The following is a 23,915-nucleotide window of genomic DNA, read 5'->3' as shown; positions in this document are numbered from 1 at the left end:
AACGGGGGAAGCGTTATGGCAGGGAATCGTCCGGTGGATTGGCATGTCCTGGACCTGGACAAGGACCCGACGCCCGGTGATCCGGACCGGGTTCGGGGTCTGGCCAAGAACCTGCACGACTTCGCCGACGATGTCTCGAAGGTGTTGCGGGACATCAAGGGGATGGCGGGCGAGGACGCGATCCTGCAGTGGGCGGGCAAGACCGCGGACGCGTTCACGGAGCAGTTCGAGGACGCTCCGGGCAAGCTGAAGAAGCTCAAGAAGAGCTACGAGATGGCGGGCGACGCGCTGTCCGCGTACTGGCCGGAGCTGGAGCGCGCCCAGAGCTTGGCGGGCAAGGCGCTGGTCAAGGGCCGCGAGGCGCGGGCCGACCTGAGCAGCGCCAAGTCCCGGCTGTCCACGGCGGATTCCTGGGTGGAGCGGGCGGGCAAGGAAGCCGACAAGTACAAGGACGACAAGGCTTCGGGCGGCGGCAAGGACGTGCCCGAGCCCGACCCGGACAAGGTGCGGGCCGCCACCCGCAATGCCACCTCCGCGGAGAAGGCGCAGAGCACCGCTCAGGGGGACGTCAGTTCCGCGCAGAGCGCGCTGGACGCGGCGAAGAAGATGGCCGAGGACGCGCGCAAGATGCGCGAGGAGGCCGCGGGCACGGCCAAACGAAAGATCGACGAGGCGTCCGACGCGGGCATCCAGAACCGCAAGTGGTGGGAGGAGATCGGCGACTGGGTCTCCGACAACTGGGACACCATCGTCGAGGTCTGCAAGGTCATCGTCGCGGTGGTGGGCATCATCGCGATGATCGTGGGCGGACCCATTCTCGCCATCATCGTCGTCGTGGCCGCCGTCATCGTGCTGGCCGACACCCTCAACAAATACAGAAAAGGCCAAGCAGGCCTGCTCGACGTGGCGTTCGCGGCGCTGGACTGTGTTCCTGGCATGAAGGGCCTGACCACGGTCGCCAAACTCGGTAAGGGTCTGAAGGGACTCAAAGGTGGCCTCAAGGGCCTGAAGAGCGCCCGCAGCATGCTTGGCCGGGGTAAGGACGCTTTCGCGCGCAGTGCCAAAGCCGTCTGGAAGAAGCTGACCGACCCCGTCGACCTCGCCTCAGGACAGATGTTCCTGCCTCAGACGGACATCGAACTGCCCGGCATCCTGCCGCTGGCCTTCCGTCGTCGCGTCGCCTCCGACTACCGCACCGGCTGGTGGTTCGGACCTACCTGGTCCTCCACCATCGATCAGCGTCTCGAAGTCGACGACGAGGGGGTCGTGTTCGTCTCCGAAGACGGTCTGCTGCTTGCCTATCCGCACGCCGACGGGCCCCAGACCGCGACGCTGCCAGCGGTCGGTCCCCACTGGCCCCTCGTCCGTCTGGACAACGGCAGCTATCGCATCGATGACCCTCTCACCGGACAGAGCCGCCACTTCGGCATTCCGGACGAGGGCCTGGCCCTCTTGGAGCGCATAACCGACCGCAACGACAACGCCATTGACTTCGACTACGACAGCGACGGTACGCCGCTCGCGATCCGGCACTCCTGCGGCTACCACCTCAAACTGGTGGTCGAGAGGGAACGTGTCACGGGGCTGCTCCTTGCGGGAGGCGCCAGGGACGGTTCGGACGTCACGATCAAGCAGTACGGATACACCGACGGGAACCTCACGGAGGTCAGCAACTCCGACGGTCTGTCGCTGAAGTTCACGTACGACGATCGCCTGCGCGCCACCTCCTGGACCGACAGCAATCACAGCCGCTACGCGTACACCTACGACGACCAGGACCGCTGCATAGCCGAAGGCGGCGAGGCCGGACACATCGCCCTGACCCTCGACTACGACGGGACGGACGACGCCTGGCCCGACTGCCGCATCACCACCCTGACCACCTCCGAAGGCGCCGTATCCCGCTTCGTCATCAACGAGCGGTGCCAGGTCGTCGCGGAGATCGACGCGATCGGCTCCGTGACTCGGAGCACGTACGACGACCATCACCACCTCGTGTCGTGGACCGACCCCTTCGGGAACACCACCGAGTTCACCAACAACGCGTACGGCAAGCCCGTCACGGTCAGCCGTCCCGACGGCACCGAAGCCGACACCGAGTACAACGAAATCGGCCTGCCGGTACGGGTGGTGACGACGGACGGCGCCGTGTGGCGGCACTCGTACGACGAGCGGGGCAACCGTACTGCGCTCACAGGACCCGACGGCGCGACGACCCGCTTCACCTACGACACCGCAGGGCGGCCGCTGGGGGTCACCGACCCGCTGGGCGCCACCACACAGGTGCGGTGCAATGCCGCCGGGCTCCCCGTCGAGATCGTGAGCGCGCTCGGTGAACGGACCACGCGCTCCTACGACGCGTTCGGGCGCCTCGCCGAGGTCACCGATCCGGCCGGAGCAACGACTCGGATGTGGTGGTCCGTCGAGGGCAAGATCACCCGCGTGCTCGGGCCCGACGGGGCAGAAGAAGCGTGGGAGTACGACGGCGAGGGCAATTGCATCCGCCACACGAACGCCGCCGGCGCCATCACGACCTACGAGTACACGCACTTCGACCTGGTCAGCGCGCGCACAGGCCCCGACGGCGCCCGCTACGAGTTCGGCCACGACGCCTCGCTGCGGCTCACCCAAGTCACCAACCCTCATGGCCGGAACTGGAATTACGAGTACGACGCCGCCGGACATCTGCTGGCCGAGTCCGACTTCGACGGTCGACGTACCCGGTATACCCGCGATGCCATGGGGCGCCTCCTGGAACGCAGGAACCCGCAGGGCCAGACCGTCCGCTTCACCTATGACGCCCTGGGACGGCCGGTCACGAAGGACGTCGGCGACCGGCGGACCACCTTCACCTACGACCCAGCGGGCAGGCTGGTAGGCGGTGCCGGACCGGACTCCGTGCTGACCTGGGAGCGAGACCCTCGCGGGCGGGTGCTCGCCGAGCGGTCGGACGGCCGGACGCTGGCCTTCGCCTACGACGCCATGGGCCGGCGTACGCGGCGCACCACTCCCACGGGCGCGCGGGCCCGCTACGCCTACGACGCGGTGGGGCGGGCAACCCATCTGGACACCTCAGGACACCTCCTGTCCTTCGCTTACGCCGCGAACGGCCAAGAGACAGAGCGACTCGTGGATGATTCGCTCGCGGTCGCTCAGACCTGGGACCCGGTCGGCCGCCCTGTCGAGCAGACGGTGACCGTCGGAGGCGCGGCCGTCCAACGCCGGGCCTACGACTATCGCCCCGACAGCATCGTCTCCGGCATGGACGATCCGCTGCTGGGCGAGGTCACCATGGGACTCGACCCGGTGGGCCGGATCACCGCCGTCAGCGGCCACGACTGGACCGAGCGCTACGCCTACGACGAAGCCGGGCAGCTGACGAGTGCGCAGTGGCCCGAGCATCATCCGGGACAGGATGCCCGGGGCGAGCGGGAGTTCAGCGGTATACGGCTGGCTCGCGCGGGGACGGTGCGCTATGAGTACGACGAGGCAGGGCGTGTCGTCGTACGCCGGAAGACGCGGCTGTCCCGGAAGCCGGACGTCTGGCGTTATACGTGGGACGGCGAGGACCGCCTGACGTCCCTGACAACTCCGGACGGGACCATCTGGAAGTATCTGTACGACCCGCTGGGACGGCGGACCGCGAAGCTGCGCATGGCGCCCGACGGGGCGACGGTCTTGGAGCGGACCGACTTCACGTGGGACGGGCCGCAGCTCACCGAGCAGACCACAGCGTCCCCTGACATGCCCCATACCGTCACGCTGACCTGGGACTACGACGGCCTCCGGGCCATCGCCCAGACGGAGCGCCTCATCGACGAGGCCGCTCAGGAGGAGATCGACTCCCGGTTCTTCGCCATCGTCACGGATCTCGTCGGCACCCCGACCGAACTCATCGGTGAAGACGGCCACATCGCCTGGCGCGCCCGGCGGACCGTCTGGGGCCTGACCAGCTGGCCCGAGCGCAGCGCCGCGTACACACCGCTGCGCTTCCCCGGTCAGTATCACGACCCGGAATCGGGACTGCACTACAACTTCCAACGTCACTACGACCCCGAGTCCGCCCGCTACACCACGCTCGACCCGCTGGGCCTGGAGCCAGCACCCGATCCCTACGGATACGTCACCAATCCGTTCCGTCAGATCGACCCCTATGGGCTCTCCGGCTACGACGACAACGTGGTTCTCTACCACGGCTCGCAGAACTGGCATGGCGACGCGTTCTCATTGCCGACGTCGATATCGGACACCCGGCGGTACACACCTGACGCGGGCGTCTATCTGACGGACGACTTCATGCGGGCCGCCAACCAGTACGCTGGGCCCGGCGGACACGTGGTGCGCACGGAAGTTCCCCGGGCAGACGCCGCTCGCTGGCTGCGCACCCACGAAGGGCCTGCTGGTAACCAGCCGGAATACTTCGTGAACACGCCTGAAGACGTCGCCCTCCTGAACGCCGGGTCACCACGAGTACTGCCATTCAACGAGGCATTCATGCAGAACGTGGCCGGGACCTTCTAGGAGACGTGGATCAATTGAGCATGCCGGAATGGAACATCTCGGAAGAGGTTCTCGGCCGTGCGGTCTTCGCGCCGCTCGGCGGCATCATCGAGATCGGTGCGGTCGCCGCGACGGAGACATGGTCGCTGCGGGACGCCTCTGTCGGCGGGTTCGTGGCTGCGCGGCAGCACGATGTGGCGCGGGTCCTCGAAGTGGTCAGGGAAGCCGGGGACTTCGGGGACGCGACCATGGAGATCCTCGACGGGCTCGGCTACCTGCGTGAGCATCCGGTGAGCGCACCGTCCTTGCTGATGTGGTCCTCTGTGTACGAGGACGTGTCACCCCGACTCGAGGAGCCGGACTCGGTGCGGCGCATGAGCCACGTGGGTGCCGATCTGCAGCTGACGCGGTTCCTTCAGGCTCTGGTCAATGCGGCCATCGCGCGCGGGCCAGAGGTCGAGCGGGGGGCCGCCCTCATCGCCGAGGCGCTGCGGATCGCCGCACAGCTGGTCTCCGGGACGTCGGACGACACCGTCGGCAGCACACCCGCAACCGTCCTGAGGATGTGGCGCGTCGCCTTCCTCGCGGATCTGTTGCTGCCCAATTCGCCGGCGCGGCCCGACGCCCGGTCGCTCTTCCGGGAGTACGGGCATGCACTGGACGCCCTGCTGGGTACCCACGGCCTCCCGTAGCTTCGCACCAATCCGCAACCTCGTATGAACACACCGTAGTCGCCAGACCCCCGCGCCCATACCGTGTGCCCGTGCAACCGAGCCGACCGCCGCACCAGCCCACACCCCCGTTCAACTTTCCCGCCGCCCGGCGCCTTCGCGAGGCGCTCGGGATGGCGCACGGGCACGTCGCCTACGGAATGCGGGCGAGCTACGGGCTCACCTACATCACCCCGGAGACCATCGCCGCCTGGGAACGAGGGCTCGCCTCGCCCACCTCCGCCGAACTCACCGCCCTCGCGGGAACCCTGTGGTGCTCACCGGGAGAGCTCATGGGCGCCGCGACCACCCTGCGCGAGCACCGGCTCGCCCGCGGGCTCGCGCCCGAGGACGTGGCCCGGGGCTCCGGCGTCGAGATCCAGGCGTATCTGCACATGGAGGAGACCAACACCTGGCGCGGCAACGAGCGGCAGTCCGCCGCCCTCGCCGAGGTGCTGCAGCTCCCCCTGCCCGACTTCATCGGCATCACCGGGCGCGCCGACGACCTCGCCGAGCTGCTGCGCAGCGCCGTGACCAGCCGCTGGCAGGGGTACGTCCGGCCGGTCAGCAAGATGCTGCCCGTGCCGAAGCGGCATCTCGAAGACGTGCTCCAGCAGCTGCACGCCGACTACCAGTCCCGGATGGTGCGGACGCTCAGCTGGGGCGGCGGCGCCGGGGCCGACGCCTCGGGAAGTGCCGGGAAGGACTTCCTGGACAAGATCCTGGAGCATTTCTGGGCGCAGGTCCGCGGCGCGGCAGGGGGCTGACGCCGCGCCGCCCGCGCGACAGCCGCCCGCGCGACGGCCGCCCGCGCGACGGCTGGAAGCGTGACGGCTGGAAGCGTGGCTGGAAGCGCGCCGGCTAGAAGACCGACTCCGCCTCGTCCATCCGGTCCTTCGGCACCGTCTTCAGCTCGGTGACCGCCTCCGCGAGCGGCACCATCGTGATGTCCGTGCCCCGCAGCGCCGTCATGCGGCCGAATTCCTCGCGGTGCGCCGCCTCCACCGCGTGCCAGCCGAAGCGGGTGGCCAGGACGCGGTCGTACGCCGTGGGGGTGCCGCCGCGCTGGACGTGCCCCAGGATGACCGGCTTGGCCTCCTTGCCGAGGCGGGTCTCCAGCTCGTACGCGAGTGCCGTGCCGATGCCCTGGAAGCGCTCGTGGCCGAACTGGTCGATCGCGCCGACGCCGTAGTTCATGGTGCCTTCCTGCGGGTGCGCACCCTCGGCCACGCAGATCACCGCGAACTTCTTGCCGCGCGAGAACCGCTCCTCGACCAGTTTGACCAGGTCGGCCGGGTCGAAGGGGCGCTCGGGGAGGCAGATGCCGTGGGCGCCGCCCGCCATCCCGGACTCCAGGGCGATCCAGCCCGCGTGGCGGCCCATGACCTCGACCACCATCACGCGCTGGTGGGACTCGGCCGTCGTCTTCAGGCGGTCCATCGCCTCCGTGGCGACCCCCACCGCCGTGTCGAAGCCGAAGGTGCGGTCGGTCGACGAGATGTCGTTGTCGATCGTCTTGGGGACGCCGACCACCGACAGGCCCGCGTCCGACAGCATCTTCGCGGCCGTGAGCGTGCCCTCGCCGCCGATGGGGATCAGGACGTCGAAGCCGATCTCCTTGGCGAGCGCGGGCGCGTCCTCGCAGGCCGCGCGGAAGCGGTCGCGCTCCAGGCGCGAGGAGCCGAGAATCGTTCCGCCGCGGGCCAGGATGCCGCTGACCTCGTTCAGGCCGAGGGAGCGGTAGCGGCCGTCGAGCAGGCCGGCGTACCCGTCCTCGAAGCCGATGACCTCGTCGCCGTAGTGCGTGACGGCTCGGTGCACGACCGACCGGATCACTGCGTTGAGGCCTGGGCAGTCGCCGCCTGCGGTGAGAATTCCGATGCGCATCGTGCTGTGTCTCCTGCTCGCTGTTGATGCGTGTGAGCCGGTCTGATTGTTCCATGGCCGCGCGGGGGCCGCCGCGCACCCGAAGTAGTCACGCGTCACGGCTGCGCCGCCCGATCCTGGGGAGGAGGCCTTTGGGCCCCTCGACGAGGCCCTTCGTCCGGCGGGCGACCTAGCCAGCCGCAGAGGTATTGTCAAGAGGGCACGGCAACCATATCGGGTCATTTGTCCGGCCCTGAGTGAGCTTGCCCGGTCCGACCCGGCTTCGCCGGGTCTTGTCGGGTCTTGCCGGGTACGCAGGGACACCGCAGCGAAGAAGGGGAGAGCACGCGTGACGCGCAGCGTGTACGTGACCGGGATCGACCGGGGCGACGGCCGCCAGGTCATCGAGCTGGGAGTCATGGAACTCCTGACCCGTCAGGTCGACCGGGTGGGGGTCTTCCGGCCGCTGGTCCACGACGGGCCCGACCGGCTCTTCGATCTTCTCCGCGCCCGCTACCGGCTCGCGCAGGACGCCGCGTCGGGGTACGGGATGGACTACCACGAGGCCTCCGCGATCCAGGCCGAGCAGGGCACCGACGAGCTGGTCTCCCAGCTCGTCGACCGTTTTCACCGGGTGGCCAGGGACTACGAGGTCGTCCTCGTGCTCGGCACGGACTTCGCCGACACCCAGCTCCCCGACGAGCTGTCCCTCAACGCCCGCCTCGCCAACGAGTTCGGGGCGTCGGTGATACCCGTCGTCGGCGGCAAGAACCAGACCGCCGAATCGGTCCGCGCCGAGACGCGCAACGCATATCGCGCCTACGAGAGCCTGGGCTGCGACGTCCTCGCCATGGTCACCAACCGGGTGGCGCCCGCCGACCGCGACGAGATCCACGACGGCCTCGCGGCCGGCCTCCCCGTGCCCAGCTACGTCCTGCCGGACGAGCCCGCCCTGGCCGCCCCCACGGTCGCCCAGATCACCCACGCGCTCGGCGGCCGCGTCGTGCTCGGCGACGACGCGGGCCTGGCCCGTGACGCGCTCGACTTCGTCTTCGGCGGCGCGATGCTGCCGAACTTCCTGAACGCCCTGACCCCGGGCTGCCTCGTGGTCACCCCCGGCGACCGCGCCGACCTCGTCGTGGGCTCGCTCGCCGCGCACAGCGCCGGTACGCCGCCCATCGCGGGCGTCCTGCTCACCCTCAACGAGCAGCCCGGCGAGGCGATCCTGAAGCTCGCCGACCGCCTCGCGCCCGGCACCCCGGTAATCGCGGTGACCGGCGGCTCCTTCCCCACCGCGGGCGAACTCTTCGCCCTGGAGGGGAAGTTGAACGCCGCCACGCCCCGCAAGGCGGAGACCGCCCTCGGCCTCTTCGAGCGCTACGTCGACACGGCCGGGCTGCTCACCCGCGTACAGGCCCCCAGCAGCGACCGCGTCACGCCGATGATGTTCGAGCACAAGCTCCTGGAGCAGGCCCGCTCCGACAAGCGCCGCGTCGTCCTGCCCGAGGGCACCGAGGAGCGCGTCCTGCGCGCCGCCGACGTGCTCCTTCGCCGCGGTGTCTGCGACCTGACGCTGCTCGGCCCCGTCGAGCAGATCCGCAAGAAGGCCGCCGACCTCGGCGTCGACCTCGCCGACTCGCAGCTCATCGACCCGCAGACCTCCGAGCTGCGGGACGCGTTCGCCGCCAAGTACGCCGAGCTGCGCGCCCACAAGGGCGTCACCGTCGAGCTGGCGTACGACGTCGTCGCCGACGTGAACTACTTCGGCACGCTGATGGTGCAGGAAGGGTTCGCCGACGGCATGGTGTCGGGGTCCGTGCACTCCACGGCCGCCACCATCCGGCCCGCCTTCGAGATCATCAAGACGAAGCCCGACGCCTCGATCGTCTCCTCCGTCTTCTTCATGTGCCTCGCCGACAAGGTGCTCGTGTACGGCGACTGCGCGGTCAACCCGGACCCGAACGCCGAGCAGCTCGCCGACATCGCCGTCCAGGCCGCCGCCACCGCCGAGCAGTTCGGCGTGGAGCCGCGGATCGCGATGCTCTCGTATTCGACGGGTACGTCCGGGTCGGGCGCCGACGTCGACAAGGTGCGCGAGGCGACCGAGCTGGTGCGCCGCAGCCGCGGCGATCTGAAGATCGAGGGGCCGATCCAGTACGACGCCGCCGTGGAGCCCTCGGTCGCGGCGACGAAGCTGCCGGACTCGGAGGTCGCGGGCCAGGCCAGCGTGCTGATCTTCCCGGACCTGAACACCGGCAACAACACCTACAAGGCCGTGCAGCGCTCGGCCGGCGCGATCGCCGTCGGCCCGGTGCTCCAGGGCCTGCGCAAGCCGGTCAACGACCTGTCCCGCGGCGCCCTCGTGCAGGACATCGTCAATACCGTCGTCATCACCGCGATCCAGGCGCAAGGCCGCCCGGCCACCTCCGTGTAGCACCCTCGTATGACAGAGCGACCTCGTATGACGCCTACAGAAAGCATCTCCGCCGTGACCGCCACCCGCGTCCTCGTCCTCAACTCCGGCTCCTCGTCGGTGAAGTACCAGCTGCTCGACATGCGGGACAGCTCACGTCTCGCGGTCGGCCTGGTCGAGCGCATCGGCGAGGAGACGTCGCGGCTCAAGCACACGCCGCTGACGGGCGGCGACGAGCGCGAGCGCGAGGAACCGATCGCCGACCACGAGGCCGCCCTGAAGGCGGTCGCCGCCGAGCTGACCGCCGACGGGCTCGGCCTGGACTCCCCCGAGCTGGCCGCGATCGGCCACCGGGTGGTGCACGGCGGCCTGAAGTTCACCGCGCCGACGGTCATCACGGACGAGGTGCTCGCGGAGATCCAGCGGCTCGTCCCGGTGGCGCCGCTGCACAACCCGGCCAACATCACCGGCATCCGCACGGCCCAGGCCCTGCGTCCCGACCTGCCCCAGGTCGCCGTCTTCGACACGGCGTTCCACACGACGATGCCGGAGTCTGCGGCCCGCTACGCGATCGACGTGGCCACCGCCGACCAGCACCGCGTGCGGCGCTACGGCTTCCACGGGACGTCGCACGCGTACGTCTCCCGCAAGACCGCCTGGCTCCTCGGCAAGGCGCCCGAGGACGTGAACGTCATCGTGCTGCACCTGGGCAACGGCGCGTCGGCGAGCGCCGTGCGGGGCGGCAGGTGCGTGGAGACTTCGATGGGGCTCACGCCGCTTGAGGGGCTCGTGATGGGTACCCGTTCCGGTGACGTGGACCCGGCGGTCGTCTTCCACCTGGCCCGCGTCGGCGGGATGTCGATCGACGAGGTCGACACCCTGCTCAACAAGAAGAGCGGTCTGGTCGGTCTCTGCGGCGACAACGACATGCGGGAGATCCGGCGCCGGATCGACGGCGGCGACGAGGCCGCCGCGCTCGCCTTCGACATCTACATCCACCGTCTGAAGAAGTACATCGGCGCCTATTACGCGGTGCTCGGCCGGGTGGACGCCATCGCGTTCACGGCGGGGGTCGGTGAGAACGCGGCGCCGGTGCGGGAGGCTGCCGTCGCGGGTCTGGAGGAGCTGGGGCTCGCGGTCGACGGAGAACTCAACGCCGTACGTTCCGACGAGGCTCGGCTGATCTCGCCGGAGTACGCACGGGTCGCGGTCGCCGTCGTCCCCACCGACGAGGAGCTGGAGATCGCGCGGCAGACCTATGCACTGGTCGAAAACCCGTCATAAACGCGATACATCAGCAATTCATCACCGCAACGCCTGAGCGCACTTCCGCCCATTTGTAGATTCCACCAGACGGAATATTCCGAAGCGAAACAAACCGATAGGATCGCCCCCATGCGCCGTTCCAAAATCGTCTGCACGCTGGGCCCCGCCGTCGACTCCGAAGAGCAGCTCGTCTCGCTGATCGAAGCCGGTATGAGTGTGGCCCGCTTCAACTTCAGCCACGGCACGCACGCCGAGCACCAGGGGCGGTACGACCGCGTCCGTGCGGCTGCCGACAAGACCGGCCGTGCCATCGGCGTCCTCGCCGACCTGCAGGGTCCGAAGATCCGTCTGGAGACCTTCGCCGAGGGCCCCGTCGAGCTGGTGCGCGGTGACGAGTTCACCATCACCACCGAGGACGTCCCCGGCGACAAGTCCATCTGCGGCACCACCTACAAGGGCCTGCCCGGAGACGTCTCCAAGGGCGACCAGGTCCTGATCAACGACGGCAACGTCGAGCTGCGCGTCGTCGAGGTGGAGGGCCCGCGCGTCAAGACGATCGTCGTCGAGGGCGGTGTCATCTCCGACCACAAGGGCATCAACCTGCCCGGCGCGGCCGTGAACGTGCCGGCTCTCTCCGAGAAGGACGTCGAGGACCTGCGCTTCGCCCTGAAGATGGGCTGCGACATGGTCGCCCTGTCCTTCGTGCGCGACGCCGGCGACGTCAAGGACGTCCACAAGGTGATGGACGAGGAGGGCCGCCGGGTCCCCGTCATCGCCAAGGTGGAGAAGCCGCAGGCCGTCGACAACATGGAGGGCGTCGTCGCGGCCTTCGACGCCGTCATGGTCGCCCGTGGCGACCTGGCCGTCGAGTACCCGCTCGAGAAGGTCCCGATGGTGCAGAAGCGCCTCGTGGAGATGTGCCGCCGCAACGCCAAGCCGGTGATCGTCGCGACCCAGATGATGGAGTCGATGATCACCAACTCGCGCCCCACGCGCGCCGAGGCGTCCGACGTCGCCAACGCGATCCTGGACGGCGCGGACGCGGTCATGCTCTCCGCCGAGTCGTCCGTGGGCGCCTACCCGATCGAGACCGTCAAGACGATGTCGAAGATCGTCGTCGCGGCCGAGGAGGAGCTGCTCGCCAAGGGTCTGCAGCCGCTCGTGCCCGGCAAGAAGCCGCGTACGCAGGGTGGTTCGGTGGCCCGTGCCGCGTGCGAGATCGCGGACTTCCTGGGCGGCGAGGCGCTGATCGCCTTCACGCAGTCCGGTGACACGGCCCGCCGTCTGTCCCGCTACCGCGCGGCCCAGCCGATCCTGGCCTTCACCACCGACCAGGCCACCCGCAACCAGCTCACCCTGAGCTGGGGCGTGGACTCGTACGTCGTGCCGCACGTCGACAACACCGACGCGATGGTCGAGCTCGTCGACGCCGAGCTGGTCCGTCTCAACCGCTTCAACGACGGCGACACCGTGATCATCACCGCCGGTTCGCCCCCCGGCGTCCCCGGCACCACCAACATGGTCCGGGTGCACCACCTGGGCGGCGGCGAGCGCGACTGACATCGCCCGGTACGACACTGAGGGCGCCCCCTGATGCAGGGGGCGCCCTCAGCGCTTTCGCGGCTCCCGGTGGGATCTTGGCGACCGGTCGCTGATCGCGGCGGGATCAGTCGGTGATCGTCTGGCTCAGGCCGGGTACGTGCAGGTTGCCGCCGAACTGGCCCGCCTGCTTGACCTTCACGTCCGTGAAGTAGATCAGCGGGATGTTCAGGGGCGGCGGGTGCTCCGGGTCGAACGTGATCGGGATCAGGCCGAAGAGCTTGCCGGAGATCGACTCGGTGTACATCGTCGTCTCCCCGCCACGGATCGTGGAGGTGGAGCCCTTCTCGGCCTGGACGTGGTACTTCTTGCCGGCCGGGCCCTCGACGATCTGGTGCAGGTCGCCGATGTCCGTGTTCTGGACGACGTACTTCAGGGCCTGCTTGGTGTTGCCGTTGGGCATCGTCAGGTTCACGACGCCCTGGTAGTCCGCGCCCTTGAGCGTCAGCGAGCTGGCCTCGAGGTTCCACGGCTGGTTCGGGATCGGCGCGGGCGTCTGCTCGGCCTTTCCGTCGACCTTCTTCTCGACCACGCACGGGAACGGCTTCTTGCCGTTCTCGTCCGGTGCCAACGGGTCCTCGGCCTCTTCCTTGGCCTTGGCGTCGGCGGCGGCCTTCTCGGCCTCCTCCTTGGCCTTGTCGACCGTGTCCTCGGCCTTGCCGGCACCGTCCTTGACGCCGTCCTCGACCTCGCCGAGGGCGTCGTCGACGGGCTTGGTGACGTCGTCGACCGTGTCCTTCGCCTTGTCCTCGGGGGACTCGGGGGACTTCGAGGACTCGGCCTCCTCCGAGGCGGAGGGGGTCGGCGTGGGGCTCGCGGACTCCTTCTCGTCGGGCGTGAAGATGTCCTTGAGCGCGTCGCCGACACCCAGCGGGTCCAGCGGGTTCTTGGTCTCGGAGGGCTCCGGAGCGGGCTCGTCGGCCTTGTCGTCCACGTCGGCCGGCGACGGGGTCGGCTCGGCCCCGTCGGCGTCCGATCCCGCCTTGTCACCGGCGGAGGGCGAGGGCGTCGGCTCGGCGGTGGCCTTGCCGGAGTCGTCCTTGCTCTCGTCGCTCTCGTCGGCCTTGTCGGCGGCGTCCTTCTCCGCCTGCTCGGCCTTCTCCTTCGCCGCCTTCTGCGCGGCGGCCTCGTCGGCTTCCTTCTCGGTGTCCTTGGAGGCGTCGTCCGGCGCCGTGACGCACGGACCGTCCTGGAAGGGGTTCTTCGGCAGCGGCTTGGCCTGCGCGAGCTGGGGGGTCAGTCCCATGCCCATGAGGACGGCGGTCGGCATGGCCGCGATGGCTATCGCCTTGCCCGCCGGCACGTGCAGGCGGGTGAGGAGCGGCTTTCTGGGTGCCGCGTGGCGCGGCCCGGATCTCGCGCGGGGCTCCCCCGCGGAGTCCAGTTGATGCACCTCGTCAGCCGGCACGGTGCCTCCCGTTCGTCCCGTTGTCCGGGCTCGTTCCTGACAGATCGTCCGTAGTGCCGCTCACCCCGTTCGCGGCCCCCGCGGCCGCGGGCTCCGGCGCCCCGTCGTCGGAGCTTTCGGCCCGCCCCTTCGCGGACTTCTTGACCGGCTTGGCCGCGGCCCAGGAGATGCCGAGGGCACCGCCGAGCAGCGCGAGCAGGAAGCCGATGACGAAGCCGCCGAAGTTGGAGACCACCAGAGAGACCAGTGCGAGCAGAATCGCCGCGACACCCGCGAAGATCCGGGAATGCGGCTGGAACCACATGGTCAGGCCGAGCACGACAAGCAGGACGCCGATGATCAGCGAACCGGCACCGGCGGTCGTCGCCATCCGGATCGTCATCGTGCCGATCGTGAGGTTCGCGTACGGGAAGTACATGATCGGGATGCCGCCGAGCAACGTCAGCAGACCACCCCAGAACGGGCGCTGACCGCGCCACCCTCGGAACGATCGGCGCATCCGGCCGAGCTTGTCGCCCAGCCCCACTTGCGCTTCGGCGCTCATGTCGTACAGCTCCTCGGGGAATGGCGTTTGGTTCTGTGTGTGCTGCGGATTCGGGCACGGGGACGGTTTGAGGTCAAGATTTCCGTCGCGCCCCCGCGCCCGGCCGTGCTGCGCAACAAGTACCGCTGTCTAAGGCATCAACTGCCTCAGTAGCACTCGTGCTTGCCCTTCTTGACCGACATGGCCAGACCGGAGAGCTTGAAGGTGCCGGCGGTGGTCGCCCACGCACGCTGCTTGACGTCGGTGAACTTCACCTTGTCGGCCTGCTGCGCGAACGAGTCCGGGGCGTACTTGTCGCCCTTCGCCGGGCCGGGGCCCTTGGTGGTCTGGTCGACCGAGACACCGATGTCGACGTTGGTGAACGTCGCGTCGGCCTTCAGGTCGTCGGCGTCGATGTAGAGCTTCTTGGCCGCTACCCTCGGGCCGCCCTTGCCGCCGGCCTTGAGGGTCATCGACACATCGCCGAAGACGGGGACCGGAACGACGACGGACTGACACAGGTTGGTGATCTTGGCCGATTCGAGGCCGACGACGGCGACCGGGTGGTTACCCGACTTGCCGCTGTCGAGCGCCCCGTACTGGACGAATCCCGTACCGTCGAGCTGGTCGGCAGTCACCTTGAACTGCTGACCGGACACACTGAACGATGCCGCGAGTGCACCCTGCGAGAGGGCCACGCCTATCGCGGCAGTCGCCGCGACGCTCGGCACCATGACTACGGCGAACCGCTTCCATCTGGTTCCGCCACGAGCCACGGACTCCATGACTTTCCTCCTTCTCGGACGTACATCTCCGGCCCTGACTGCTGGGCGCTCAGTCGGGCAGGGATGGGAGAAGCGCTACGTCCTCGGGAAGGAGAGCGCCCGCATGGGAGGCGCGCAACTGCGCCACTCAGCACCGGCGATCACCCCCGAGCGACAACCACTGGTCGCACGCGACACGCACAACCTGCCGGACAGGCCCTGCCGGACGGCAGAGACCCCCCTGTCCAAGACCGGCGACGGGATGTCTCCGGCCTGCTCGGTGGGGACCCAGAAACCCCGCTCCCGACTGGCTTTCGGGCTGCGGGTTAATGGACCGAGCGTCGCCGATCGTGGTGCATTCTCGGTCCCCGCACAAGGGGGTTCGTTACTGGCTAGTAACGGCGCGATAACCGAAGCACGACCGCGCGGTATCGGTCGGCCACAGACGGTGCGCCCAGTGGGCGGAACAGACCGGGATGTTGAAGGGCACAACAGGACAGAAGGCTGGCCTGGGCTTACTCCAAGTAACAGTGGCCGCGTTTACCAAGATTTGGTAAAGCGCGGCCACTGTGACGCCTTGGAGGCGAATTTTTCACTCCTGCATCACAAGCCCCGGCGTTTAGGGACTGGTCAGCGGACGGCTCGCGAAGGGTCGAACGTCCGAGCCAGGGCGCGCGGGCGGTTGCCGGACCAGGGCGCGGACCAGGGACGACTCAGAAGAGCACCCGCGCGAGCTGCGTACGCGCCGCGGTCACCCGCGGGTCGTCCGAGCCGACCACTTCGAGGAGTTCGAGCAGCCGCACCCGCGCGGCGTCCCGGTCGTCGCCCGCCGTGCGGCGGACCGCCTCGATGAGCCGCCCGAAGGCGTCCTCCACATGACCGCCCACCAGATCCAGGTCGGCGGCGGCGATCTGCGCGGCCACGTCCGCGGGCCGGTCGGCGGCGTCCTTGCGGACCTGCTGCGGGTCCAGGTCCTGGACGCGCTGCAGCAGTTCGGCCTGGGCCAGGCCGAGCTTGGCCTCCGTGTTGGCCGGGTCGTCGTTCAGTACGTTGCGGTACGCCTGGACCGCGCCGCCCAAGTCGCCCGCGTCCAGCGCCTGGACGGCGGCTTCGAGCAGGGCGTCGTACGGACCGGCGGGCACCTCGGCGACGGGAGCCTCCTGCGCGTCGCCGCCACCCTGGGCGTCCGGGTCGACGACGAGGCCGGTCAGGCCGAAGCGCTCCTCGCCGACCTGGATCAGCTGGTCCAGGGTCTGGCGGATCTGCTCGACCGGGGCCGCGCCCTGGAAGAGCGGCAGGGCCTGTCCGGCCACCACCGCGAAGACGGCCGGGATGCCCTGGACCCCGAACTGCTGCATCAGCATCTGATTGGCGTCTACGTCGATCTTGGCGAGGACGAAGCGGCCGTTGTACTCCCGCGCGAGGCCTTCGAGCAGCGGGCTCAGCTGCTTGCACGGCTCGCACCACTCGGCCCAGAAGTCGATGACGACGGGCACTTCGGCGGAGCGCTGGAGGACCTCGCGCTCGAAGCCGGCCTCGTCGACGTCGATGACGAGACTCGAAGGTGAGACGCCCGGTACGGCGCCCCCGCCCTGCCTGGCCGCTTCGGCGCGCGCCTGCTCCGCCTTCGCCTTGGCCTCCTGGGCCGCCTTCACGGCGGCGAGGTCGACGACTCCGCTCATGGACATGTTCCGTGGCTGCATGAGTACATCCTCCCCCAAGCCGTGCGGGAACCGCGCCCGTCCGAAGCCCCCCGCCGGATTGCGGGGCCAAGGACGGCCGTGGCGCCAAGGTCCCGAGGAGGACCGATGGTTGTCGGTACGAGGTCCCCACCCCGTACCAGTGCCTGCTGCTGTGGTTGTCGCTGTGGTGCCGCTGTGGTTGTCGCTCGGCGAAGGAGCGTGGGCGCCGAGGAATTGCCGTTCGTCCCGCCCACGTCTCTTTCGCTACGACTCGTAGCGTAACTGTCGAGCGCCGCGGTGTGGGAGGCGGGCCCGCACGAACTCCGGTGATCTGCCTCACTCGGCGGCCGGTACGGAACTGCTCCGGCGCGCTCCGTACTGACCGGTATGGTCACGGGATGCAAAGCCGCATCCCTCCTGCCGCCCGCACCGGCGGCCGCCCCCGCAACGCCGCGGCGGACACCGCGATCCTGGAGTCGACCCGGCAGGCCCTGGTCGAACTCGGCTGGTCCAAGCTGACCCTCGGCGACGTCGCCGCGCGCGCGGGCGTCGCCAAGACGACCCTGTACCGGCGCTGGGCGGGCAAGAGCGAGCTGGTCGTGGACGCGGTGGCGGAGCTGTTCGACGAGCTGGAGCTGCCGGACCGCGGCAGCCTCGCGGCGGACATCGAGGGCGTGGTGCTGCAGTTCGCGGCGCTGCTGAGCCGCCCCGAGACGAAGACCGCGCTGATGGCGGTGGTGGCCGAGTCGACGTCGGACGAGCCGCTGCGGGAGCGGATCCGTACGTCGATCGTGGACCGCCAGAAGCGGTTGGTCCTCGCGGGGCGCAAGCGGGCGCAGGACCGGGGTGAGCTCCCGTCGGAGCCCGATCCCGCCGCCGCGGGCCGAACGGCCGACCTCATCTTCGACGTGATCGCCGGCGCGGTGGTCCACCGCGCCCTGGTCAGCGCGGAACCGGTGGACGAAGCGTGGGCCCGCCGCTTCACGCTGCTGCTGCTGGGCGGTTTGGCGGCGGCTGCGGCCCATCAGTAACTGGCCGGGGGCCTCCAGCAGCGTGACCCCGCCGCGCCGGGCTTCGGGACGCCCCCCCCGGCTGCGGCCCAGCACTAACTGGCCGGGGGCCTCCGGCAGCGTGAGCCTGCCGCACCCCGCCTCGGGGCGGGCGCCCCCGGCTGCGGCCCAGCCGCAACTGGCCGGGCGCCTCCAACACCGCGGGCCCGCCACGCCCCGCTTCGGGGGCGGCGCCCCCGGCTGCGGCCGCCGCGACCTGCACCGCCGCTTCGCGACGGATGTCTCCCACCCACCCACCCGAGCGCCCCGGATCCGCCCCACCCAGGCACGTTGACGATGCGCTGCGGGGTGAACGGGTGGGCGGGCGGGGAGAATCCGCCGCGAAGCGGCGGGACAGGGACCGCCCCACCCACCCGCGGGGAAGGAGCGACGGGACAAGGACGTCTGGCCCACCCGCAGGGAATGAGCGGCGGCACAGGGACCCTCTCGCCCACCCGCAGGGAAAAGCGGCGGGACAGGGGCCGCCCCGTCCACCCGCAGGGAAAAGCGGCGGGTCAGGCACCGCCCCGCCCACCCGCAGGGAACAGCGACCCAGGCCCCGCCCAGCCCGCCCGCAGGGCCCCCTCAGACCTGGTAGCGGTCCGCCGCGAAGAGGCGGAGATTCTGCGCGACCCACTCCGAGGTCCACTTCAAGCCCTCGCTCAAGGAAACCGACGGAGTCCAGCCCGCCCACTCCCGGGCCCGGGAGTTGTCCGACAGGAGCCGCTGGACCTCGCTGCCCGAGGGACGGAGCCGGGACGGGTCCACGACCACCTCCGCCGCACGCCCGGACGCCTCGATCAGCGCCTCCGCCAGAGCCCCGATGGAGATCTCCTGGCCCACCCCCAGGTTCACCGCATGGCCCACGGCCGCCTCGCACGCCGCCAGCGCCATGAAGCCCCGCGCGGTGTCCGTCACGTACGTGAAATCCCGCGTGGGCGTCAGCGAGCCCAGCTTGATCTCCCGCGCCCCGGAGTGCAGTTGCGCGAGGATCGTGGGGATCACCGCGCGGGCCGACTGCCGCGGACCGTACGTGTTGAAGGGGCGCACCACCGTCACCGGCAGCTCGAAGGCGTGCCAGTGCGACAGCGCCATCATGTCGGCGCCGATCTTCGAGGCGGAGTACGGGGACTGGGGCTGGAGCGGGTGCTCCTCGGAGATGGGAGCGGTCAGCGCCGTCCCGTACACCTCGCTCGTGGAGGTGTGGACGAGCCGCCGCACGGAGTGCCGCCGGCACGCCTCCGCCACGTTCTCCGTGCCGACGACGTTCGTCTGGACGTACGCCCCCGGCGAGTCGTACGAGTAGGGGATTCCGATCAGCGCGGCCAGGTGGAAGACCGTGTCGCACCCCTCCACCGCGTCCATCACCCGCCCCGCGTCCCGGACGTCGCCCGCGAGCATCTCGACCCGCGGGTCCCCCATCAGATGCGCGAGGTGGCCCTTGTCCGCGTACGGCTTGTAGTGCACGAAGGCGCGGACCTTCGCGCCCTGCTCCAGGAGCAGATCGACGAGCGTCGAGCCGATGAAGCCCTCGGCCCCGGTGACCAGGACGGTGCGGCCCGCCCAGCCGAAGGTCGCGTCATCGAAAGTGCCGTTGCTGCTCATGCGTACTCCAAGTGCGGTGTGTGGTGGGTGAGTTCGATGACCCGCTCGGCGAGCAGGTCCGCGGCCCGTGCGTGCGGGCCCGGATCGGCGGCACCGCTCATCGCGGCGAGCCGCGCCGGATCGGCGAGCAGCGGACCGACGAGCTCCGCGAGCCGCGCCGCCGTCGTCTCGCCGTCGGGAAGGAGCAGGCCCGCGCCCGCGTCGGAGAGGACCCGCGCGTTGTGGGTCTGGTGGTCGCCGGGCGCGTGCGGATACGGGACGAGGACGGCAGGCACCCCGGTGGCGGCGAGTTCGGCGACGGTCGCCGAACCGGCCCGGCAGACCACCAGATCGGCGGCCGCGTAGGCGAGGTCCATCCGGTCGAGGTAGGGCACGGCGCGGGCGATGCCTTCCGCGCCCGCCTCCGTCAGGCGCCGCCGCGTCTCGTCCAGCGCGGCCGGTCCCGTCTTGATCAGCAGCTGCACGTCGGCGCGGTGCCGCCACCGCGCCGCGAGCCCCACGGCCGCTTCGGTGAGCCGGGCCGCGCCGAGACTGCCGCCGTTGAACAGCAGCACCCGCGCCCCCTCAGGCACCCCGAACTCCCGGCGGGCCTCGGCCCGCAGAGCCCCCCGGTCGAGCACGGCGAGCGGCGCCGCGATGGGCATCCCGGTGGTGTACGCGCGCTCACCGCCCGGCAGGTGCTCCCGGCTGCGGTCGAACGCGACGGCGATGTTCGGGGTGAGCCGGGCCGCGAACCGGTTGGCACGGCCCGGCACCGCGTTGGACTCGTGGATCAGGCTGGGCAGACCCGCCATCCGGGCCCCGACGATGACGGGAGCGCTGGGGTAGCCGCCCATCCCGACGGCGACCTGCGCGCCCTGCGCCCGCAGGATCGCCCGGCACTGGGCGCCCGACTTCACCAGGGCGGCGGGCAGCAGATACCGCTTGGCGCCGAGCGAGGGGTCGAACGGAATCATGTCGACGGTGTGGAGCCGGTATCCGGCCTCCGGTATCAGCCGGGTCTCCAGACCCCGCTGCGTGCCGACGAAGGTGACGACCGCGCCCGGCACGGCACGCCGCAGGGCGTCGGCGAGGGCGAGCCCGGGATAGATGTGTCCACCGGTGCCGCCCGCGCCGATGACGACGGAGAGAGGGGCACGGGCCCCTGCCTCGGGAGATCGCATATCGGGTGTTCGCATGGCAATGGAGCATCACGAGCAGGTCTAAGAGGGTTTTAAGAGCCGCGTTTGGCACCTTTGACCCATGAGATCTCCGAGGAGCCGCCCCCGCGGGCGAGCAGGCCGCCCCCGTCACGCGCAGGCGGGCCCAGCGTGACCACACCCCCCGCGCCCAAGATCCTCGTGGTCGACGACGACCCGGAAGTCCGCGCGGCGGTCGAGGACGCCCTCACGATCGAGGGCCACTCCGTCCGCGGCGCCGCGGACGGCAGCCGCGCGCTCGGCGCCATCGCCCGCTGGGAGCCGGACCTCGTGGTCCTGGACGTGATGATGCCCGTCATGGACGGTCTCGCCGTCTGCCGCCAGATGCGCGCACTCGGCGACCGCACCCCGGTCCTCGTCCTCACCGCCCTCGGCTCCGTCAGCGAACGCGTCGACGGCCTCGACGCGGGCGCCGACGACTACCTGGTCAAGCCCTTCGCCCTCGACGAACTCGTCGCCCGCGTCCGCGCCCTGCTGCGCCGCGCCGCCCCGGAGCAGCACTCCCCCGCCGAGGGCGGCGACCTCGCGTACGCCGATCTCGTACTGGACCCCGCGACCCGCACCGGCCGCCGCGGCCACCGCACCGTCGAGTTCAGCCGCACCGAGTTCGCCCTGCTCGAACTGCTCCTGCGCAACGCCGGTCAGGTCCTGCCGCGCGAACTCATCCAGGAGTCGGTCTGGGGACGCGACTTCGGACCCGACTCCAACTCCCTTGCCGTGTACGTCGGTTACCTGCGCCGCAAGCTGGAGTCGGGCGGCGAGCCCCGCCTCGTGCACACCGTGCACGGCGTCGGCTACCGCCTGGGCAGCCCGTGAGCGCCCGGCGCAGGCTCGGCGCCCGGTGGCGGCGCAGGCGTCCGCTGCGCACCCGGCTCGCGCTCGCCGCGGCGGCGGCCGTCGCACTGGTCGCGGTCGGCGTGTGCGCGGCAGCGTTCCTGGTCATCCGCTACAAGCTCTACCAGCAGCTCGACCAGAACCTCGCCCAGTCGGCGAGCCTCATCGCCCAGCAGCGGCACTACGACAACGAACCGGGCGTCGTCACGGGCGAGTGCCGCTACCTCGGCGCCCCCGCCTGCTCGCAGATCGTCCCCGCCGACCCGGCCGACGATCCCTCGAAGCCCTATCTGCTCCCGGTGAGCCAGTCCACGCGGAAGGTCGCGGCCGGCCAAGCGGCGCCGTACTACACGAGCCTCACCCTGGAGGGGAGGCCGACGCGGATGTACACCACCCACTACGGCAAGGGCGACGCCGTCCAGGTCGCCCTGCGCGCCGACATCGCGGAGCGCGGCGTGCGACAGGCCGCCGGGCTGCTGTCCGCGGTGGGCGGCGCCGGAGTGCTCCTGTCGGGGCTCGGCGGCTACTGGGTCTCGCGCACCGGCCTCGCCCCGGTCGCCCGCCTCACCGCCACGGCCGAACGCATCGCGGCGACCCGCGACGCCCGCCACCGCATCGAGCTGCCGCCGGGACCGCCGGGCCGCGAGGACGAGGTCACCCGCCTCGCCGCCGCGTTCAACGCGATGCTGGCCGAGCTGGAGGAGTCGGTCACCGCACGCCGCCGCCTGGTCGCCGACGCCTCGCACGAACTGCGCACCCCGCTGACCGCGTTGCGTACGAACGCCGAACTCCTCGCCCGCGCCGACCGGTTGAGCGACGCGCAGCGCGACCGTGCGTCCGGCGCGCTGGGCCGCCAGCTGCGCGAAGTCACCGGCATGGTCAACGACTTGATCGAGCTGGCCCGCGACGAGGAGCCGCAGCCCCTCCTGGAGGAGGTGCGCCTCGCGTCGCTGGTCGCCCATGTCGTGGACGCGGCGCGCGGCCACTGGCCGCAGGTGCCCTTCACGCTCCAGGTGTCGCCGGACGCCCAGGACACGAGCATCCCCGGCGTGCCCGCACGCCTCTCCCGGCTGGTCACCAACCTGCTCGACAACGCGGCCAAGTTCAGCCCGCCGGGCACACCGGTGGAGGCATCCCTCACCCCCACCGCCCTGACGGTCCGCGACCACGGCCCCGGCATCGCGGAGGAGGACCTGCCGTACGTCTTCGACCGCTTCTACCGCGCCGAGAAGGCCCGCGCCCTGCCGGGCTCGGGCCTGGGTCTCGCGATGGCCCGCCAGATCGCCCACGCGCACGGAGCGGAGCTCTCGGCGGAGAGGGCGCCGGGCGGGGGCGCGCTGTTCAGACTGACGCTGCCCGACCGGTAGCCCGGCTCGTCAGCCGTTCTTCCAGGCGCAACTGCCCAGCGTGGCCTTGCCCTTGGCGAGCGCGCGGTCGGCCTCGTCGGCGGGGAGCACGCGCGTGTGCTTGCCGCGGCAGACGACCGTGCGCTCGCCGTGTCCGGCCAGGTCGACCAGGATCTGGTCCCAGTGGCGGTACTGCACGTCGTGCCCGGAGTCCGCGTAGGTACGCACCTTCGCCTTGCCCGGCAGCGCCTGCTGCCAGGTCGTGAGGGTCGCGGGCGGCACGGTCGTGTCCTTCTTGCCGCCGTAGAGGTACACGGGGGCGTCGAGCTTCTTCAGGTCCGGGCCGGGACGGCCGCAGTACAGCTTCTGCTCGTGCACCTGCGGCGCGGGGTCCGCCTGCTGGCCGCGCTGGTTGTAGGTGCGAGCGCCTTCCTCGTACGCCGTGTCGGCGAAGCCCGGAATCGTCTTCACGGGGCTGTCGTCCGGGAACGCCCACCACTTGCGCGGGTCCCTGATGGAGTCCCGCACGGTGTCGGCGAGCGCGTCGTCGGACATCGAGCAGTACGCGGGCTTCGTGCCGTAGGGCGGCAGGGCCGCCGCGAGGTGCAGGGCCGAGATCCGCCCGGGGGCTCGACCCGCGAGCTCCGCCGCGTACGGACCGCCGCCCGAGATCGCGATCACGCTCACGTCGTCCACGCCGAGCTGGTCGAGGACCTCAAGGGTGTCGGAGGCGAAGTCGGCCTTGCCGAGCTTCTTGTCGAACTCCGTGTCGCCGAAGCCGTTGCGCTCGACGGATATGAGGCGCAGCCCCAGGTCCTCGCGCGTCGAGCGGAAGAAGTCCGTCATGTGCGCCGCGCGGGCGCTCGTGCCGGTGCCGCCGATGAACAGGACCGGCTTGCCGTCCTTGTTCCCGGTGTCGGAGTAGTGCGCCGTCCGGCCGTTCTTCAGCTTCGCCGCGTGCACGTCCGGGCCGAGCGAATCGAAGGTGTCCTGGACCTTCGGCTCGGGCGGCGGGCTCGCGCTGACGTCACCTGAGCCGTACACGGTCAGCGCGCCGAGCAGCGTGAGCGTGGCGGCTCCGATGGCGATGACGGCGGTACGAGTGGGGCCGGGCATGCTCACGGGTGACACAGGGTGACTCCAGGGGCAGG

The 23,915-nt window shown here is 70.4% G+C and carries 17 protein-coding genes; 9 read left to right on the top strand and 8 right to left on the bottom strand.

Annotation, left to right across the window (positions count from 1 at the left end; all coding sequences use genetic code 11):
• Positions 1-15 precede the first annotated feature (15 nt).
• The 3 genes from ACZ6ZP_RS28585 to ACZ6ZP_RS28575 all read left to right on the top strand — a co-directional run bounded on the left by ACZ6ZP_RS28585 (position 16) and on the right by ACZ6ZP_RS28575 (position 5,977).
• Positions 16-4,521 (top strand): DUF6531 domain-containing protein, encoded by a 4,506-nt coding sequence (locus ACZ6ZP_RS28585; protein ID WP_469408870.1) that lies wholly within the window; start codon positions 16-18, stop codon positions 4,519-4,521.
• Between the two features lie 5 nt (positions 4,522-4,526).
• A complete protein-coding gene (locus tag ACZ6ZP_RS28580) occupies positions 4,527-5,192 on the top strand; it encodes a hypothetical protein (RefSeq protein WP_469408868.1) in 666 nt (221 codons plus the stop codon).
• Between the two features lie 65 nt (positions 5,193-5,257).
• Positions 5,258-5,977 (top strand): helix-turn-helix domain-containing protein, encoded by a 720-nt coding sequence (locus ACZ6ZP_RS28575; RefSeq protein ID WP_399979442.1) that lies wholly within the window; start codon positions 5,258-5,260, stop codon positions 5,975-5,977.
• A 94-nt stretch (positions 5,978-6,071) separates the two neighbouring features.
• Here the strand turns inward: ACZ6ZP_RS28575 and ACZ6ZP_RS28570 are convergent, their stop codons facing one another.
• Complete coding sequence (locus tag ACZ6ZP_RS28570) at positions 6,072-7,097, bottom strand: 6-phosphofructokinase (protein WP_351163981.1); 1,026 nt, start codon at positions 7,095-7,097, stop codon at positions 6,072-6,074.
• A 328-nt stretch (positions 7,098-7,425) separates the two neighbouring features.
• Here ACZ6ZP_RS28570 and pta point away from each other — a divergent pair, with 328 nt between their 5' ends.
• From pta to pyk, 3 genes are all read left to right on the top strand, one after another.
• Complete coding sequence (gene pta, locus ACZ6ZP_RS28565) at positions 7,426-9,510, top strand: phosphate acetyltransferase (protein WP_351163980.1); 2,085 nt, start codon at positions 7,426-7,428, stop codon at positions 9,508-9,510.
• A gap of 54 nt (positions 9,511-9,564) precedes the next feature.
• Positions 9,565-10,773 (top strand): acetate kinase, encoded by a 1,209-nt coding sequence (locus ACZ6ZP_RS28560; protein ID WP_351163979.1) that lies wholly within the window; start codon positions 9,565-9,567, stop codon positions 10,771-10,773.
• 111 nt (positions 10,774-10,884) lie between these two features.
• Positions 10,885-12,315 (top strand): pyruvate kinase, encoded by a 1,431-nt coding sequence (gene pyk, locus ACZ6ZP_RS28555; RefSeq protein ID WP_351163978.1) that lies wholly within the window; start codon positions 10,885-10,887, stop codon positions 12,313-12,315.
• Positions 12,316-12,421: 106 nt separating this feature from the next.
• On the opposite strand, the gene ACZ6ZP_RS28550 is transcribed toward pyk, so the two are convergent.
• The 4 genes from ACZ6ZP_RS28550 to ACZ6ZP_RS28535 all read right to left on the bottom strand — a co-directional run bounded on the left by ACZ6ZP_RS28550 (position 12,422) and on the right by ACZ6ZP_RS28535 (position 16,752).
• Entirely contained in the window at positions 12,422-13,762 is a 1,341-nt protein-coding gene (locus tag ACZ6ZP_RS28550; protein WP_469408867.1) for a hypothetical protein, read from the bottom strand.
• Positions 13,752-14,306, bottom strand: coding sequence for a DUF6114 domain-containing protein (locus ACZ6ZP_RS28545; protein WP_351163976.1), 555 nt, complete (start codon positions 14,304-14,306; stop codon positions 13,752-13,754). The genes ACZ6ZP_RS28550 and ACZ6ZP_RS28545 overlap by 11 nt, the downstream gene beginning before the upstream one ends.
• Positions 14,307-14,452: 146 nt before the next feature.
• Positions 14,453-15,070 carry a DUF6230 family protein gene (locus tag ACZ6ZP_RS28540; RefSeq protein ID WP_351163975.1) on the bottom strand — a complete coding sequence of 206 codons (618 nt, stop codon included), beginning with the start codon at positions 15,068-15,070 and terminating at the stop codon, positions 14,453-14,455.
• Positions 15,071-15,762: 692 nt separating this feature from the next.
• Positions 15,763-16,752, bottom strand: a complete 990-nt coding sequence (locus ACZ6ZP_RS28535) for a tetratricopeptide repeat protein (RefSeq protein WP_351163974.1) — start codon at positions 16,750-16,752, stop codon at positions 15,763-15,765.
• Between the two features lie 377 nt (positions 16,753-17,129).
• On the opposite strand from ACZ6ZP_RS28535, the gene ACZ6ZP_RS28530 reads away from it, so the two are divergent.
• Positions 17,130-17,762 carry a TetR/AcrR family transcriptional regulator gene (locus ACZ6ZP_RS28530; RefSeq protein WP_383820991.1) on the top strand — a complete coding sequence of 211 codons (633 nt, stop codon included), beginning with the start codon at positions 17,130-17,132 and terminating at the stop codon, positions 17,760-17,762.
• Positions 17,763-18,365: 603 nt separating this feature from the next.
• Here ACZ6ZP_RS28530 and ACZ6ZP_RS28525 read toward each other — a convergent pair.
• Together ACZ6ZP_RS28525 and ACZ6ZP_RS28520 are read right to left on the bottom strand one after the other, a co-directional pair.
• Complete coding sequence (locus ACZ6ZP_RS28525) at positions 18,366-19,385, bottom strand: SDR family NAD(P)-dependent oxidoreductase (RefSeq protein ID WP_383820988.1); 1,020 nt, start codon at positions 19,383-19,385, stop codon at positions 18,366-18,368.
• On the bottom strand, positions 19,382-20,563 hold the full coding sequence (locus ACZ6ZP_RS28520) for a UDP-N-acetylglucosamine--N-acetylmuramyl-(pentapeptide) pyrophosphoryl-undecaprenol N-acetylglucosamine transferase (protein WP_351163971.1): 1,182 nt from the start codon (positions 20,561-20,563) through the stop codon (positions 19,382-19,384). Before ACZ6ZP_RS28520 ends, ACZ6ZP_RS28525 begins: the two co-directional genes overlap by 4 nt.
• Positions 20,564-20,695: 132 nt before the next feature.
• On the opposite strand from ACZ6ZP_RS28520, the gene ACZ6ZP_RS28515 reads away from it, so the two are divergent.
• On the top strand, positions 20,696-21,400 hold the full coding sequence (locus tag ACZ6ZP_RS28515; RefSeq protein WP_351163970.1) for a response regulator transcription factor: 705 nt from the start codon (positions 20,696-20,698) through the stop codon (positions 21,398-21,400).
• On the top strand, positions 21,397-22,785 hold the full coding sequence (locus tag ACZ6ZP_RS28510; RefSeq protein ID WP_361473982.1) for a sensor histidine kinase: 1,389 nt from the start codon (positions 21,397-21,399) through the stop codon (positions 22,783-22,785). The genes ACZ6ZP_RS28515 and ACZ6ZP_RS28510 overlap by 4 nt, the downstream gene beginning before the upstream one ends.
• 9 nt (positions 22,786-22,794) lie before the next feature.
• On the opposite strand, the gene ACZ6ZP_RS28505 is transcribed toward ACZ6ZP_RS28510, so the two are convergent.
• Entirely contained in the window at positions 22,795-23,880 is a 1,086-nt protein-coding gene (locus tag ACZ6ZP_RS28505) for an alpha/beta fold hydrolase (protein WP_469408891.1), read from the bottom strand.
• Between the last annotated feature and the right edge of the window lie 35 nt (positions 23,881-23,915).

The sequence above is a fragment of the Streptomyces sp. NPDC054047 genome (assembly GCF_055585065.1).
This window is presented reverse-complemented; position numbering and strand designations above follow the sequence as displayed.